11 protein-coding genes are annotated in these 14,580 nt (G+C 73.1%); 9 read left to right on the forward strand and 2 right to left on the reverse strand.

Annotated elements, in window-relative coordinates; translation table 11 throughout:
• Positions 1-44: 44 nt before the first annotated feature.
• From sucB to RNL97_RS08445, 5 genes are all read left to right on the forward strand, one after another.
• Entirely contained in the window at positions 45-1,832 is a 1,788-nt protein-coding gene (gene sucB, locus RNL97_RS08425) for a 2-oxoglutarate dehydrogenase, E2 component, dihydrolipoamide succinyltransferase (protein WP_313750532.1), read from the forward strand.
• Positions 1,833-1,981: 149 nt separating this feature from the next.
• The gene (locus RNL97_RS08430; RefSeq protein ID WP_030583666.1) at positions 1,982-2,605 is read left to right on the forward strand and encodes a GntR family transcriptional regulator; all 624 of its coding nucleotides are present in this window, start codon (positions 1,982-1,984) and stop codon (positions 2,603-2,605) included.
• 278 nt (positions 2,606-2,883) lie between these two features.
• On the forward strand, positions 2,884-5,556 hold the full coding sequence (aceE, locus tag RNL97_RS08435; RefSeq protein WP_030583669.1) for a pyruvate dehydrogenase (acetyl-transferring), homodimeric type: 2,673 nt from the start codon (positions 2,884-2,886) through the stop codon (positions 5,554-5,556).
• Positions 5,557-5,719: 163 nt separating this feature from the next.
• Positions 5,720-6,703 carry a helix-turn-helix transcriptional regulator gene (locus RNL97_RS08440; RefSeq protein ID WP_030583672.1) on the forward strand — a complete coding sequence of 328 codons (984 nt, stop codon included), beginning with the start codon at positions 5,720-5,722 and terminating at the stop codon, positions 6,701-6,703.
• Between the two features lie 62 nt (positions 6,704-6,765).
• The gene (locus RNL97_RS08445; protein WP_030583675.1) at positions 6,766-7,287 is read left to right on the forward strand and encodes a DUF4240 domain-containing protein; all 522 of its coding nucleotides are present in this window, start codon (positions 6,766-6,768) and stop codon (positions 7,285-7,287) included.
• Positions 7,288-7,297: 10 nt separating this feature from the next.
• Here the strand turns inward: RNL97_RS08445 and RNL97_RS08450 are convergent, their stop codons facing one another.
• Entirely contained in the window at positions 7,298-7,819 is a 522-nt protein-coding gene (locus RNL97_RS08450; RefSeq protein WP_030583678.1) for a GNAT family N-acetyltransferase, read from the reverse strand.
• Between the two features lie 62 nt (positions 7,820-7,881).
• Here RNL97_RS08450 and RNL97_RS08455 point away from each other — a divergent pair, with 62 nt between their 5' ends.
• Entirely contained in the window at positions 7,882-8,781 is a 900-nt protein-coding gene (locus tag RNL97_RS08455; RefSeq protein ID WP_313750533.1) for a TIGR01777 family oxidoreductase, read from the forward strand.
• Between the two features lie 209 nt (positions 8,782-8,990).
• Positions 8,991-10,433, forward strand: coding sequence for an FAD-dependent oxidoreductase (locus tag RNL97_RS08460; RefSeq protein ID WP_313750534.1), 1,443 nt, complete (start codon positions 8,991-8,993; stop codon positions 10,431-10,433).
• A 47-nt stretch (positions 10,434-10,480) separates the two neighbouring features.
• On the opposite strand, the gene RNL97_RS08465 is transcribed toward RNL97_RS08460, so the two are convergent.
• Positions 10,481-12,097, reverse strand: coding sequence for a hypothetical protein (locus tag RNL97_RS08465; protein WP_030583686.1), 1,617 nt, complete (start codon positions 12,095-12,097; stop codon positions 10,481-10,483).
• 312 nt (positions 12,098-12,409) lie between these two features.
• Between RNL97_RS08465 and lipB the strand changes: the two genes are divergently transcribed.
• Positions 12,410-13,240, forward strand: a complete 831-nt coding sequence (gene lipB, locus RNL97_RS08470) for a lipoyl(octanoyl) transferase LipB (RefSeq protein WP_030583690.1) — start codon at positions 12,410-12,412, stop codon at positions 13,238-13,240.
• A gap of 215 nt (positions 13,241-13,455) precedes the next feature.
• Positions 13,456-14,433, forward strand: a complete 978-nt coding sequence (lipA, locus tag RNL97_RS08475) for a lipoyl synthase (RefSeq protein ID WP_030583691.1) — start codon at positions 13,456-13,458, stop codon at positions 14,431-14,433.
• The last annotated feature ends 147 nt before the right edge of the window (positions 14,434-14,580 follow it).

The raw sequence follows: 14,580 nt of genomic DNA on the forward strand, positions 1-14,580 counted from the left end.
GACGACCGACCACTTCCGCATTTTCGTAAGGAGCAACTGAAACCATGTCGGTTTCCGTAACCCTTCCGGCGCTCGGCGAGAGCGTCACCGAGGGCACTGTCACCCGTTGGCTGAAGGCCGAGGGCGAGCGCGTCGAGGCCGACGAGCCGTTGCTCGAGGTCTCGACCGACAAGGTCGACACCGAGATCCCCGCCCCCGCGTCCGGCGTCCTGGCCTCCATCAAGGTCGCCGAGGACGAGACCGTCGAGGTCGGCGCCGAGCTGGCCGTCATCGACGACGGCTCGGGCGCTCCGGCCGAGGCCGCGGCTCCGGCCGCCGAGCCCGCCGCCACCCCGGCCCCGCAGGCCGAGGAGGCGCCCACGGCCCCGTCGACCGAGACCGAGGCTCCGGCCCAGGCCCCGACCGCCGAGGCGACCACCGGCGGTTCGTCCGCCGAGGGCACCGACGTCACCCTCCCCGCGCTCGGCGAGAGCGTCACCGAGGGCACCGTCACCCGCTGGCTCAAGGAGGTCGGCGAGGAGGTGGCCGAGGACGAGCCGCTGCTCGAGGTCTCCACGGACAAGGTCGACACCGAGATCCCCGCCCCGGTCGCGGGTGTGCTGCTGGAGATCGTGGTCGGCGAGGACGAGACCGCCGAGGTCGGCGCCAAGCTCGCCGTCATCGGCGCCCCGGGCGCGGCTCCGGCCGCCGCTCCGGCGCAGCCCGCGGCCCCGGCCCAGGAGGCCCCGAAGGCCGAGGCACCCAAGGCCGAGGCGCCGAAGCAGGAGGCGCCGAAGCAGGAGGCCCCCGAGGCTCCCGCCCCGGCTCCGGCCGCCCCGGCTCCGGCCCAGGCCCCGTCGGCTCCGGCCGCTCCGGCTCCGGCGCAGCCCGCCCCCGTCACCCCGGCACCGGCCGCGCCCTCCGGTGACGACGGCGCGTACGTCACGCCGCTGGTCCGCAAGCTCGCGTCCGAGAACAACGTGGACCTGGGCTCGGTCAAGGGCACCGGCGTCGGTGGCCGTATCCGCAAGCAGGACGTCGTCGCCGCCGCGGAGGCCGCCAAGGCCGCCGCTGCTCCGGCCCCGGCCGCTCCGGCCGCCGCCAAGGCGCCGAAGGTGGAGGCCTCCCCGCTGCGCGGTCAGACGGTCAAGATGACCCGGATGCGCAAGGTCATCGGCGACAACATGATGAAGGCCCTGCACTCGCAGGCCCAGCTGACCTCGGTCCTCGAGGTCGACATCACCAAGCTGATGAAGCTGCGCAACCAGGCCAAGGCCGCGTTCGCCGCCCGCGAGGGCGTCAAGCTGTCCCCGATGCCGTTCTTCGTGAAGGCGGCGGCCCAGGCGCTGAAGGCCCACCCGGTCGTCAACGCCCGGATCAACGAGGACGAGGGCACCATCACGTACTTCGACTCGGAGAACATCGGCATCGCCGTGGACGCCGAGAAGGGTCTGATGACCCCGGTCATCAAGGGTGCGGGCGACCTGAACATCGCCGGTATCGCCAAGAAGACCGCCGAGCTGGCGGGCAAGGCGCGCGGTGGCGGCCTGACGCCGGACGACATGTCCGGCGCCACCTTCACCATCAGCAACACCGGTTCGCGCGGCGCCCTGTTCGACACCGTCATCGTGCCGCCGAACCAGGCCGCCATCCTGGGCATCGGCGCGACGGTCCGCCGTCCCGTGGTCATCGACCACCCGGACCTCGGCGAGACCATCGCGGTGCGCGACATGACGTACCTCTCGCTCTCCTACGACCACCGTCTGGTGGACGGCGCGGACGCCGCCCGCTACCTGACGTCGGTCAAGGCGATCCTGGAGGCGGGTGAGTTCGAGGTCGAGCTCGGCCTCTGAACGCCCCGGCTGTAACCAGCCTCACCAGCGGCGCCCCCGTCCGGAACTCTTCCGGGCGGGGGCGCCGCCGTATTGTCTAAACACCACAGGAGGCCGACCCGGCGCCGTGATGATGTAGGCAGCACCGGTCTGCCCTGAAGGAGCCCTCCATGACCCCGCCCGTCGTCCACTCGCTGCGCGAACAGATCCGCGAGCACATCGTGGAGGGGATCGTCAGCGGGCGCTGGAAGCCGGGTGAGCGGATCGTGGAGCGCCGTATCGCCACCGAGCTGGAGGTCAGCCAGACCCCGGTGCGCGAGGCGCTGCGTGAGCTGGAGACGCTCCGGCTGATCGAGTCGGCCCCCAACAAGGGCGTCCGGGTCCGCAGTCTGACCGCCGCCGACCTGGAGGAGAGCTATCCGGTCCGGGCCGGCCTGGAGCAGATCGCGGCCGAGCTGGCGGCCCCCCGGCTCGGCCAGGACTGCTCGGCGCTGGAGCCGCACGTGGCCGCGTTGTACGAGGCGGACCGGCTGGCCGACGGCGAGGCCCAGGTGCGGCACACGGTCGGCTTCCACCGGGAGATGGTGCGGGCCGCCGGGAACGCGGTGCTGCTGCACACCTGGGAGGGGCTGGGCATCGAGGTGTTCACGGCGCTGTCCATCCGCTGGCTGGGCACGGTGCAGAAGTCGTACGCGGAGGAGCACCAGGCGCTCATCGACGCGTTCCTCGCCGAGGACCCGCGGATCGGGGCCCTGGTGAAGGCCCATGTGCTCGGGTGCGCGCCCCGCGCGTGAGCCCGTGGGTCCACCCCTGCGGCCGTCCGATCATCTGGCGCGCGACCTGCTCTTCCGTGCAGGTCAGCGCCCTTTTTGTGCACCTTTTCGCGTCACTCCGTGCCCTGTTTCGAGGCACCCCATGCCACTTTTCTTCGTATCGAGAAGTTTTGCCTTCAATCCTTTGATCGATCATCGATCAGCGTCTTACAGTTCATTTCGCGGGCCCACCGGCCCCATCGCTCTGTCCTGCCAGATAGAGCCTTCTCCACCCCCCTCCTCTCCGGAAGGCGGCGATCATGACCGACCCCGTAGGAAAGCTTCCGAGCGAGCTCGACCAGCTCCCGGACCGTGACCCCGAGGAGACCGCCGAATGGGCGGCTTCCCTGGACGCCGTCACCAAGGCTGCCGGCCCGCACCGCGCCGCGTACCTGATGCGCCGCTCGCTGCAGCACGCCGAGGGCGCCGGTCTCGCGCTGCCCAAGCTGCTGGAGACCGATTACGTCAACACCATCCCCACCGCCGCCGAGCCCGCGTTCGACGGCGACCTGGAGATGGAGTCGAAGATCACCGCGTGGAACCGCTGGAACGCGGCCGCGATGGTCAGCCGGGGCGCCCGGTACGGGGTCGGCGGCCACATCGCCACCTTCGCCTCGGCGGCCTGGCTCTACGAGACCGGCTTCAACCACTTCTTCCGCGGCAAGGAGGGGGACGGCTCCGGGGACCAGCTCTACATCCAGGGCCACGCCTCCCCCGGCATCTACGCCCGCGCCTTCCTCGATGGCCGGCTCAGCGAGCGGCAGCTGGACAACTTCCGTCAGGAGACGGGTGGCGACGGTCTGCCGTCCTACCCGCACCCGCGGCGGCTGCCCTGGCTGTGGGAGTTCCCCACCGTGTCGATGGGCCTCGGCCCGCTCTCGGCCATCTACCAGGCGCGCTTCAACCGCTACCTGGCCAACCGCTCCATCAAGGACACCGCCGACTCGCACGTATGGGCCTTCCTGGGCGACGGCGAGATGGACGAGCCCGAGGCGACCGCCGCCCTGGCCCTCGCGGCCCGTGAGCAACTCGACAACCTGACGTTCGTCATCAACTGCAACCTGCAGCGCCTCGACGGCCCGGTCCGCGCCAACTTCCGCGTGGTCCAGGAGCTGGAGGCGCAGTTCCGCGGGGCCGGCTGGAACGTCGTCAAGACGCTCTGGGGCAACGCCTGGGACGAGCTGTTCCAGCTGGACACCCAGGGGGCGCTGCTGCGCCGCCTGCGCGAGGTCCCGGACGCGCAGTTCCAGACGTACGCCACCCGCGACGTGGCCTACATCCGCGAGCACTTCTTCGGCACCGAGCCCGCCCTGGTCGAGCTGGCGAAACTGCTCTCCGACGCGAAGATCGCCGAGTGCTTCTACACCTCGCGCGGCGGCCACGAGGCCCGCAAGGTCTACGCGGCGTACCGGGCGGCGATCGAGCACAAGGGCGCGCCGACCGTGATCCTGGCCCAGACGGTCAAGGGCTACACACTCGGCAAGGGCTTCGAGTCCAAGAACGCCAACCACCAGATGAAGAAGCTGTCGATCGACGAGTTCAAGGGCATGCGCGAGCTGCTCGGCCTCCCGATCCCCGACAGCGCCTTCCAGGACGGCCTGGTCCCCTACGGCCACCCCGGTGCCGACTCCCCCGAGGTCCGTTACCTCCAGGAGCGCCGTGCCGCACTCGGCGGCCCCGCCCCGGCCCGCCGGCTGCACGCCTCGGCTCCGCTGCCGCAGCCCGAGGAGCGCGCGTTCAAGGCCCTGTACAAGGGGTCCGGCAAGCAGGAGATGGCCACCACCATGGCGTTCGTCCGCCTGGTGAAGGACCTGATGCGGGACAAGGAGACCGGCAAGCGCTGGGTGCCCATCGTCCCGGACGAGGCCCGTACCTTCGGTATGGAGTCGCTGTTCCCCTCGGCCGGTATCTACTCGCCGCTGGGGCAGACGTACGACCCGGTCGACCGCGACCAGCTGATGTACTACAAGGAGGCCAAGGACGGCCAGATCCTCAACGAGGGGATCACCGAGGCCGGGGCCATGGCCGACTTCATCGCCGCCGCCACGTCGTACGCGACGCACGGCGAGACGATGATCCCGTTCTACATCTTCTACTCGATGTTCGGCTGGCAGCGGACCGGCGACCAGATGTGGCAGCTCGCCGACCAGCTCGGCAAGGGCTTCATCGTCGGCGCGACGGCGGGCCGTACGACCCTGACGGGCGAGGGCCTCCAGCACGCGGACGGCCATTCGCACCTGATCGCGGCCACCAACCCGGCCTCGCTCAACTACGACCCGGCGTTCGCGTACGAGGTGGCGGTGATCGTCAAGGACGGTCTGCGCCGGATGTACGGCCCCGACGCCGAGGACGTCTTCTACTACCTGACGGTCTACAACGAGCCGAAGCCCCAGCCCGCGATGCCCGAGGGCGTCGAGGAGGGCATCGTCAAGGGCCTGTACCGCTTCAAGGAGGGCACGCCCGCGACGGCGAACGCGCCGCGCCTCCAGCTGCTGGCCTCCGGTACGGCGATCCACTGGGCCCTGGAGGCCCAGGAGCTGCTGGCCGCCGACTGGGGTGTCACGGCCGATGTCTGGTCCGCCACCTCGTGGGGCGAGCTGCGCCGCGACGCCCTGGCGGCCGACGAGGCGCTGCTCCGCGGTGAGGTGCGGGTCCCCTACGTGACGCAGGCGCTCTCCGGTGCCCCGGGCCCGGTGCTCGCGGTGAGCGACTGGATGCGCCAGGTCCCGGACCAGATCAGCCAGTGGGTGGAGCAGGACTGGTCCTCGCTCGGCACGGACGGCTTCGGCCTCTCCGACACCCGCGAAGCGGCCCGCCGCCACTTCGGCGTCGACGCCCGGTCGATCGTGGCGGCCTCGCTGGCCCAGCTCGCCAAGCGCGGCGAGGTCCCGGCCTCGGCGGTGAAGGAGGCCCGGGAGCGCTACGGGATCTGATCCCCGCTCCCGTAGGACCCAGCCGGACCCCCGGTCACCGGGCAGGCGCGCGTTCCGAAAGCGCGCCTGCCCGGCGGCCGGGGGTCCGGCGTTCGCGCGTCCCGCGCGCGGCGGCCGGGGGTTCCGCTGGGGGACGGGTCCGCCCTGCCGCCACAATGGGCCCATGCGCGCTGCCCGGCTGATCAAGATGGTGCTGCTCCTGCAGGCCCGCCCCGCGATGACCGCCGCCGAGCTGGCGGCCGAGCTGGAGGTGTCGGAGCGTACGGTCACCCGGGACGCGCAGGCCCTGTCCGACGCGGGCGTCCCGGTGTACGCGGAGCGCGGCCGGGCCGGCGGCTACCGGCTCGTCGGCGGCTACCGCACCCGGCTGACCGGTCTCGCCCGGGACGAGGCGGAGGCGCTGTTCCTCTCCGGGCTGCCCGCCGCGCTGCGCGAGATGGGCCTGGAGGACGCGGCGTCGGCCGCCCGTCTCAAGGTGTCGGCGGCGCTCATGCCCTCCCTGCGCGACGCCTCGTCGTCCGCGGCCCGCCGCTTCCACCTGGACGCGCCCTCCTGGTACCACGAGCCGGAGACCCCCGAACTGCTGCCCGCGATCGCCGACGCGGTCTGGGACGACCGGCTGCTGCGGGTCCGCTACCGCCGGGGCGGGGGCCGCGACCACGCGGGTACGGAGGTGGCGCGGGAGCTCGCTCCGTACGGTCTCGTCCTGAAGGCCGGGATCTGGTACCTCTGCGCCCGGGCGGGCGAGGACTTCCGGGTCTACCGGATCGACCGCTTCACCGCCGTGGAGGAGGCCGACGAGCGCTTCGAGCGGGACGAGACGTTCGACCTGCCGGGGTTCTGGGCGGAGCGGGCCGCCGGGTTCGCCCGGTCCCTGCTGCGTACCGAGGTGACCGTACGGGTGTCCGAGCGCGGCGGGCGGATGCTCGCGTACGCCGGTGACCGGGCGGCGGCCGCCTCGGCGCTCGCTGAGGCCTCGGAGCCGGGCCCGGACGGGTGGCGGACGCTGACGCTGCCGGTGGAATCCCTGGACGTGGCGTACGGCCAGCTGCTGGCGCTGGGGCCCGAGTTGGAAGTGGTGGCGCCCGAGGAGCTGCGGGCGCGGTTCACCGAAGCGGCCGAACGCCTGCGCGAGTTGTATCGCTGAAAGGCTGCAATTCGGCGTCTGCGCGTGCGGGAGCCCCCGGCAGGCTGGATGCTGGACCCGTGATGGACGAAACGGAATTCTGGGAGATCATCGACAGCACCCGCGAGGCCGCCGACGGCGACCCCGAGGACCATGCCGACCTGCTGGTGGAACGGCTGACGCAGCTCGATCCCGATTCCGTGCTGGACTTCGCCCGGCACTTCGAGGCCCGCTACAACCGCGCCTACGCCTGGGATCTGTGGGGAGCCGCGGCCGTGCTGCTGGGCGGGGCGAGCGACGACGCGTTCGACTGGTTCCGCTGCTGGCTGATCGGCCAGGGCCGGGAGGTCTTCGAGGGGGCGCTGCACGATCCGGACGCCCTGGCGGAGCTGCTGGACGACTTCGACGAGGAGATCGACGGGGACGGCGAGGAGCTGGGCTACGCGGCCGACGAGGCGTACGAGCAGCTCACCGGGGTGGTCGCGCCGGAGCTGGGGCTTCTGCCGCAGCCCGCCGAGCCGCTGGGCACCCCGGTCGACTTCGAGGACGAGGAGGCGCTCGCCGCCCGGTTCCCCGAGCTGTGGGACCGCTTCGGACCGCGGTGATACCCGGCGCTCAGGCGGGGCCGAGCGAGCGGCCCATGCAGATGTCGTCGACGTAACGCCCGTTCAGGAAGAACTCCCCGGGCAGCACCCCTTCGACGGCGAAGCCCTCGGAGGCGTAGAGCGCGCGGGCGGGGGTGTTGTGGCCGAGCACCCGCAGCGTGATCCGGTTGGCGCCCTGGCGGCGGGCCTCGGCGAACGCGGCCCGCAGCAGGGCCCTCCCCGCCCCGGCCCCGCGCGCCCAGGTCGCCACGGCGAGCCCCTTTATCTGGCGGACGTGGGCGTTGGAGGCGAGCGGGGTGGGCGGGACGAGCCGGATGTACCCGGCGATGCCCACCCGGCCGTCCGGCGTCTGTGCCTCCACCACGAGGAAGTCCTCGGGCCCGTGCCCCTCGTCGAAGAAGGGCTCGTACGGAGGCACCGGCCTCGGCAGGACGGCGTGCAGCGTCGACCAGGTGGACCGGTCGAGCTCGGCGAGTGCGTCGTCGTCGGCGAGTACGGCGGGGCGGACGGGGCGGAGTACGGGGGCGACCATGGGGTCACTGTGTCATGGGGTGTTCCCCGTGTTCGAGGCGTTTCATGGGGCAGGATGGGCCCATGCCCAGCTCCCGTATCGCCGTCAGCGGATCGTCCGGACTCATCGGAGCGGCGCTGGTGCGCTCGCTGCGCGCCGACGGGCACGAGGTGGCCCGCCTGGTGCGCCGGCCTGCCAGAAGCGGCGACGAGGTCGAGTGGGACCCCCAGCGGGGTTACGTGGACGTGGCCGGCCTCGTCGGCTGCGACGCGATCGTGCATCTGGCCGGGGCAGGAGTGGGCGACCACCGCTGGACCGAGGCCTACAAGCGGGAGATCCGGGACAGCCGGGTTCTGGGGACCGCCGCCGTCGCCGAGGCCGTCGCCTCGCTCGACACCCCGCCCCGGGTCCTGCTCTCCGGGTCCGCCATCGGCTTCTACGGCGACACCGGGAGCTCCCCGGTGGACGAGAGCGCGCCGCTCGGGGACGGGTTCCTGCCGTCGGTCTGCGAGGAGTGGGAGGCTGCCACCGCGGCCGCCGAGGAGGCGGGGGTGCGTACCGTGCACGCCCGGACCGGACTGGTCGTCGGCCGCGAGGGCGGCGCCTGGGGGCGGCTCTTCCCGCTGTTCAAGGCGGGTCTGGGCGGGAAGCTGGGCAACGGCCGCCAGTACTGGAGCTTCATCGCCCTGCACGACCATGTCGCGGCGCTGCGCCACATCCTGGACACGGAGTCGCTGACCGGGCCGGTGAACCTGACCGGGCCGAGGCCGGTCACCAACGCCGAGGTGACCGCCGCCATGGGCCGGGTGCTGCGCCGTCCCACGCTGTTCCCCGCGCCGGCGCCCGCGCTGAAGCTGGCGCTCGGGGAGTTCGCGGAGGATGTGCTGGGCAGTCAGCGGGTGATCCCGGCGAAGCTGCTGGACTCCGGCTTCTCGTTCGCCTTCCCCGACATCGACGGGGCGATCCGCGCCGCACTGCGCTGAGCCGGGCGGGCCTGTGGCGGGGCGGGTGCGAGCGCCCGGGACCGTCCCGCGCCCTCGGACCGCGTGTGCGACCCCGTGCCCCGGTGCTCCCCGGCGCGCGTCTGACCCAGTATCAGCCATCCTCCTAGCCTCGATGCGAACTCCGGCTTTCCGGGGACCTGTTGGGGGCAAGAACCCCCCACCAGTCGCACCGACTCGGGGAGGGGCACGTGCGCAGCACGGCACATCACGCAGACGTGATCATCATCGGGGCCGGAGTAGCCGGCCTGTCAGCGGCCCACCTGCTGACCGGGGCAGGGCTCGGCGTCAGTGTTCTGGAGGCGGCGCCCCGGGTGGGCGGCCGGCTCGCCACCGACGAGGTGGACGGGTTCCGGCTCGACCGCCTCGGCCCGCTGCTCTGCACCTCCTGGCCCGAGCTGACCGGCGGCCCGGGGCTCGGCGCCCCGGAGCTGCGGGAGTTCGCCCCGGGGGTCCTGATCCACAGCGAGGGGCGCCGCCATCTCACCGGCGACATACGGAGCGCGAGGGGCGCACTCAAAGCGGCACGCACCCGATCGAGCGCCCCCTGGACCCAACGCGCTCCGCGCACGCCCCGCGCTCTCCGGGCTTCCGTGGCTTCTGCGGCTCCCGCGGCCTCCGGCGCCGCCGGTTCGGCGCAGGGTGTGCACGGGCACGAACTCGGCGCTCCGGCGCGCGGCGGAGGCCGGGGCGGCGTGGTGACCGGCGCGATCGACCGGGCCCGGCTGGGCGCGGCGCTGCACCGGCTGGCTCTCACACCGGAGGCCCGGCTGCTGGCCCGCCCGGAGCGGTCGGCCGCCGAGGCGCTGGCCGGGGTGGGGCTGCCCGGCCGTACGGTGGACGGCATCCTGCGCCCGCTGCTGGCCGCGCTGCTCAGCGACCCCGCCCTCACCACGTCGAGCCGGTCCGCCGATCTGGCGCTGCGGGACTACGCGCGCGGCGGCCTGTGCGTACCGGCGGGCGGATCGGCCGCGCTGCCGGGCCTGCTGGCGGCCGCGCTGCCACCGGGCACGGTGCGGACCGGGGTGCATGTGACGGCCGCCGGCATCACCTCCGTACGCACCAAGGAGCACGGCGAACTGGGGTGCCGCTCGCTGTTGCTGGCGACCGGGGCGGGGGCCGCGGCCGAGCTGCTGCCCGGGCTTCGGGTGCCGTCCTTCCGCCCGGTGACGGTCCTTCACCACACCGCGTCCGCCCCGCCGCCCACGGGCAGGTCGCTGGTGCTGGACGGAGACCGGTCGGGCCCGGTGGCGTACACCTCGGTGATGAGCGAGGTCGACCCCTCGCGCGCGCCGGAGGGCCGGACGCTGATCACCTCGACGGTGCTCGGGACCCCGCCGCCGGACCTGGACCGCTCGGTACGGACGCATCTGGCGGCGCTGTACGGCGTGCCGACCGACGGCTGGGAGCTGCTGGCGGCCCACCACGACCCGGAGGCGGTGCCCGCGATGGAGACCCCGCACGACCCGCGCCGCCCGGTGCGGGTGCTGGCCGGACTGTACGTCTGCGGCGACCACCGCGACACGAGCACGGTCCAGGGAGCGCTGCACTCGGGCCGCCGGGCGGCAGGGGCGATCCTCACGGACCTGGGTGTCGGGGGCGCGCACGCGGGGAGCCTGCCCCGGGCCGCGTGAGGCCGGGCCGCCTGGGACCCGGCCCCTGGCCCCGGGTCCCACGGGGCTCAGCCCAGAGCGGCCACCCGGTCGCGGTAGCCGCGTACGGCGACCGCGTCGCGGTAGGGCTCCAGGCTGCGCTCGAAGGCGCGGACGTACTCCGTGGCGCGCACCGAGCGCATCTCGGCCGCCTGCTGGGCCGCCTCCGCACCGAGCTGGCAGGCCTGCTCCAGCTCGCCGAGGCCGAGGCGGGCCGAGGCCAGGACGATCCGGCAGAGCAGTCTGCTGCGGGCGTACGCGGGGGCGCGCAGCTGGAGCGAGCGCTCGGCGTGCTGGGCGGCGGCCCGGTACTGCTGGAGGTCGCGGTGGCAGTGGCTCAGCTCGTCGGCGAGCTGCGCCTCGTCGAAGGTGCGGGCCCAGTGCGGCACCTCGTCGCCGGGGCGCGCGGTCTCCAGGGCGTGTTCGGCGCGGGTCAGGGCGGCGGTGCAGGAGCGCGCCTCGCCGAGCACCGCGTGTCCGCGCGCCTCGACCGCGTGCAGCAGCGCCTGGACGAGGGGCGGGGCGGCCGAGCCGATGCCCTGCTGGGCGACGCGGGCGAGCTGGACGGCTTCCCTGCCGTGCCCGAGGTAGACGGCCTGCCGGCTCATGGTGAGCAGCACATAGGCCCCGTAACCGCGGTCCCCGGCGGCCTGGGCGAGCCGGAGCGCCTGGACGAAGTACCGCTGGGCGAGGCCGTGGGCGGCGATGTCGTACGAGGTCCAGCCGGCCAGCCGGGTCAGGTCGGCCACCGCGGCGAACAGCCGCCGCCCGGTGGTCTCGCCGTAGGTGCCCCGGAGCATCGGCTCGGCCTCGTGCTCCAGATAGCGCACGAGGGCCTGCCGGGCGTGACCGCCGCCGTAGGCGTGGTCCAGGGTGCGGAAGAGCTCCCCGACGGAGCGCAGCGCGGCGACGTCCCCGGTGCCGACCCGCTGGCCGGGGCCGCGGTCCGTCTGGCGCTGGCGCGGCACCACGGGCAGCGCACCGGCCCCGGGGTGCGCCCCGGCGGCGGGCGGGGGCGTCGCGGGCGGGTGCGTGGCGGCGGGCCCCGACGGCGTGGGCCGGTGCGGTCCGGCGGGCGGGCGCGGCAGGGTGCGGGCCTCGGTGCGCGGCGCCCCGTCCGTACGCCCCGGGGCCATGCGTCCCGCAGCGGTGGCCCCGGCCTCTCCCCCGGCGCGGCGGGCGGCCCCGCCGTCCCGGGCCACCCATTCGTCGGCCCGGCCGATCAGCCAGTCGCGGCTGGGGACGACGAGTCCGGCGGGCGTGAAGGCGATCTTGCGCAGCTCCGTGTGCGTACCCGAGTCCTTGCGCCACAGGCCGCTGACGATGTCGACCGCCTCGGCGGGGGTGGCCGCGAACTCCAGTCCCGCGTAGACGGGGGCACAGGCGTCGAGCCCGAGGTCCTGCGCGGAGAGCCGCCGGCCGAGCCGCCGGGTGAACACCTCGGCGATCAGCGCGGGAGTGGTGCCGCGCGGCTGCTGTCCCCGCAGCCAGCGGGTGACCGAGGTCTTGTCGTACCGCAGGTCGAGGCCGTGTTCGAGGCCGAGCTGATCGACCCGGCGGGCGAGGCCCGCGTGGGAGAACCCGGCTTCCGCGATGAGTGAGGCGAGTCTGCGGTTGGGCGTGCGCTGCGAGGGTCGTTCCGACATCAGCTGTACGGTCTCCTGCCTTCGGGGCCGGACGGGCAGCCCTCATGGGAACGGCGCGAATTTAGCGGCCACCGGGGCGGCCACTGCCACCCTTTGCTCCACGTTCATCCGATCGTGTGAGGATTCCGGACGGAGCTGACGGAAACGCCCGACACGTGGGTGCGCGGCCGTCGTGCCCGTGAGAGGCCGTTCCACCTGCCGGGGGCCTGTTCGGGCGACGGTCGTACAGTGGATGCGGGCGCGATCAGTGCAGGGCACCGTCATCCCGGGGACACCCCTCCGGGCCTGCGGGGCCCGCAGAGGGAGGCATCGGTGAGCGAGCTGCGGTTCATCCGTCTGGGCTTCGGCGAACAGGCCGTCGAATACACGGAGGCCTGGCAGAAGCAGCGCGAGGTGCACGCGGACCGGTTCGAGGACCGGGTGCCGGACACCTGTCTGCTTCTGGAACACCCGCCCGTCTACACCGCGGGACGCCGTACGGCGGACAGCGAGCGTCCGCTCGACGGCACCCCCGTCATCGACGTGGACCGGGGCGGGAAGATCACCTGGCACGGTCCGGGCCAGCTCGTCGGCTACCCGATCCAGAAGCTGCCGCGCCCGGTCGACGTCGTCGCGCATGTGCGCCGGCTGGAGGACGCGCTGATCCGCACGGCCGCCGACTTCGGCGTGGAGACCTCCCGGGTCGAGGGCCGCAGCGGGGTCTGGGTGCTGGGCGACCCGGTCGAGCAGCGCCAGGCGCTGGGCGGGCTCTCGCTGGACTTCGACCCGAGGCTCCAGGACGAGGAGTTCGACCCCCGGCTGAACGGCCCGGAGTACGCCCCGTCCAACGCGGGCCAGCGCCGCGAGGACCGCAAGCTGGCGGCGATCGGCATCCGGGTCGCCAAGGGCGTCACGATGCACGGCTTCGCGCTCAACGTGAACCCGGACAACACCTGGTTCGACCGGATCGTCCCGTGCGGCATCCGGGACGCCGGGGTCACGTCCCTCTCCAACGAGCTGGGCCGCCAGATCACGATCGAGGAGGTGCTGCCGGTCGTCGAGAAGCACCTGCGGGACATCCTGGAGAACGCGGATCTCGCACCGCGCGAGATCGAACGGCCGCAGACTTCGGTCCCGGCGCCGCAGGCTTCGGTCCCGGCGTGAGGAGCCGCCGCCGTACCGATCGGTAGCGCGTCCCCCGCCGCCGACGGGGGAATAGGGCCCGTCGGCCGCAGGTTGGCCAGACGTAAGGCCGTTCGATGTAGGGGCGTACCCTGGTGTTCGCCGAAGAATCCAAAGTGAATCCCTCGCGCATCGCTCGCGCATCCCACGCGAACCCGACGCGAATCCAACGCAGCAGAGAGCAAAGGGGAGCCGGAGTGTCCGCTGTCGCACCCGACGGGCGCAAGATGCTGCGCCTGGAGGTCCGGAACAGCCAGACCCCCATCGAGCGCAAGCCCGAGTGGATCAAAACGCGGGCGAAGATGGGCCCCGAGTACAAGCAGCTGCAGCAGCTGGTCAAGGGTGAGGGCCTGCACACGGTCTGCCAGGAGGCGGGCTGTCCCAACATCTTCGAGTGCTGGGAGGACCGCGAGGCCACCTTCCTCATCGGCGGCGACCAGTGCACCCGGCGCTGCGACTTCTGCCAGATCGACACCGGCAAGCCGCAGGCGCTGGACCGTGACGAGCCCCGCCGCGTCGGCGAGTCCGTCGTGACGATGGACCTGAACTACGCCACCATCACCGGCGTCGCCCGCGACGACCTGGAGGACGGCGGCGCCTGGCTGTACGCGGAGACCGTCCGCCAGATCCACACGCTCACCGCGGAGCGGGAGGCCGGCGCGACCAAGGTCGAGCTGCTGATCCCCGACTTCAACGCGGAGCCCGCGCAGCTCGCCGAGGTCTTCTCCTCGCGCCCCGAGGTGCTCGCGCACAACGTGGAGACGGTGCCGCGGATCTTCAAGCGGATCCGCCCCGGCTTCCGTTACGAGCGTTCCCTGGAGGTCATCACCCGCGCCCGCGAGGCCGGTCTGGTGACCAAGTCGAACCTGATTCTCGGCATGGGCGAGACCCGCGAGGAAGTCAGCGAGGCGCTCCAGGACCTGTACGACGCGGGTTGCGAGCTCATCACGATCACGCAGTACCTCCGCCCCTCCGTACGGCACCACCCGGTCGAGCGCTGGGTGAAGCCGCACGAGTTCGTCGAGCTGAAGGACGAGGCCGACGCGATCGGCTACTCCGGCGTGATGTCGGGGCCGCTGGTGCGGTCCTCGTACCGCGCGGGGCGTCTCTTCCAGCAGGCGATGGACGCGCGGGGCACCGCCGCCGGGGCCGTCCAGGCCGCAACAGCCGTGTGAATCCGCTCACGAGCGGCCACCAGGCCCCCGCCGCATGACCGAAGCGGTCCGGACGCTCCTCGCAGGTGAGGGACGCGTACGGACCGCTTCGGCGTGCGCGGCGCCGGAATCAAGGCTTCATTGGTGTTTGACCACCCGGTCATGCGC

Source organism: Streptomyces parvus (assembly GCF_032121415.1).
GTDB classification, from domain to species: domain Bacteria; phylum Actinomycetota; class Actinomycetes; order Streptomycetales; family Streptomycetaceae; genus Streptomyces; species Streptomyces globisporus_A.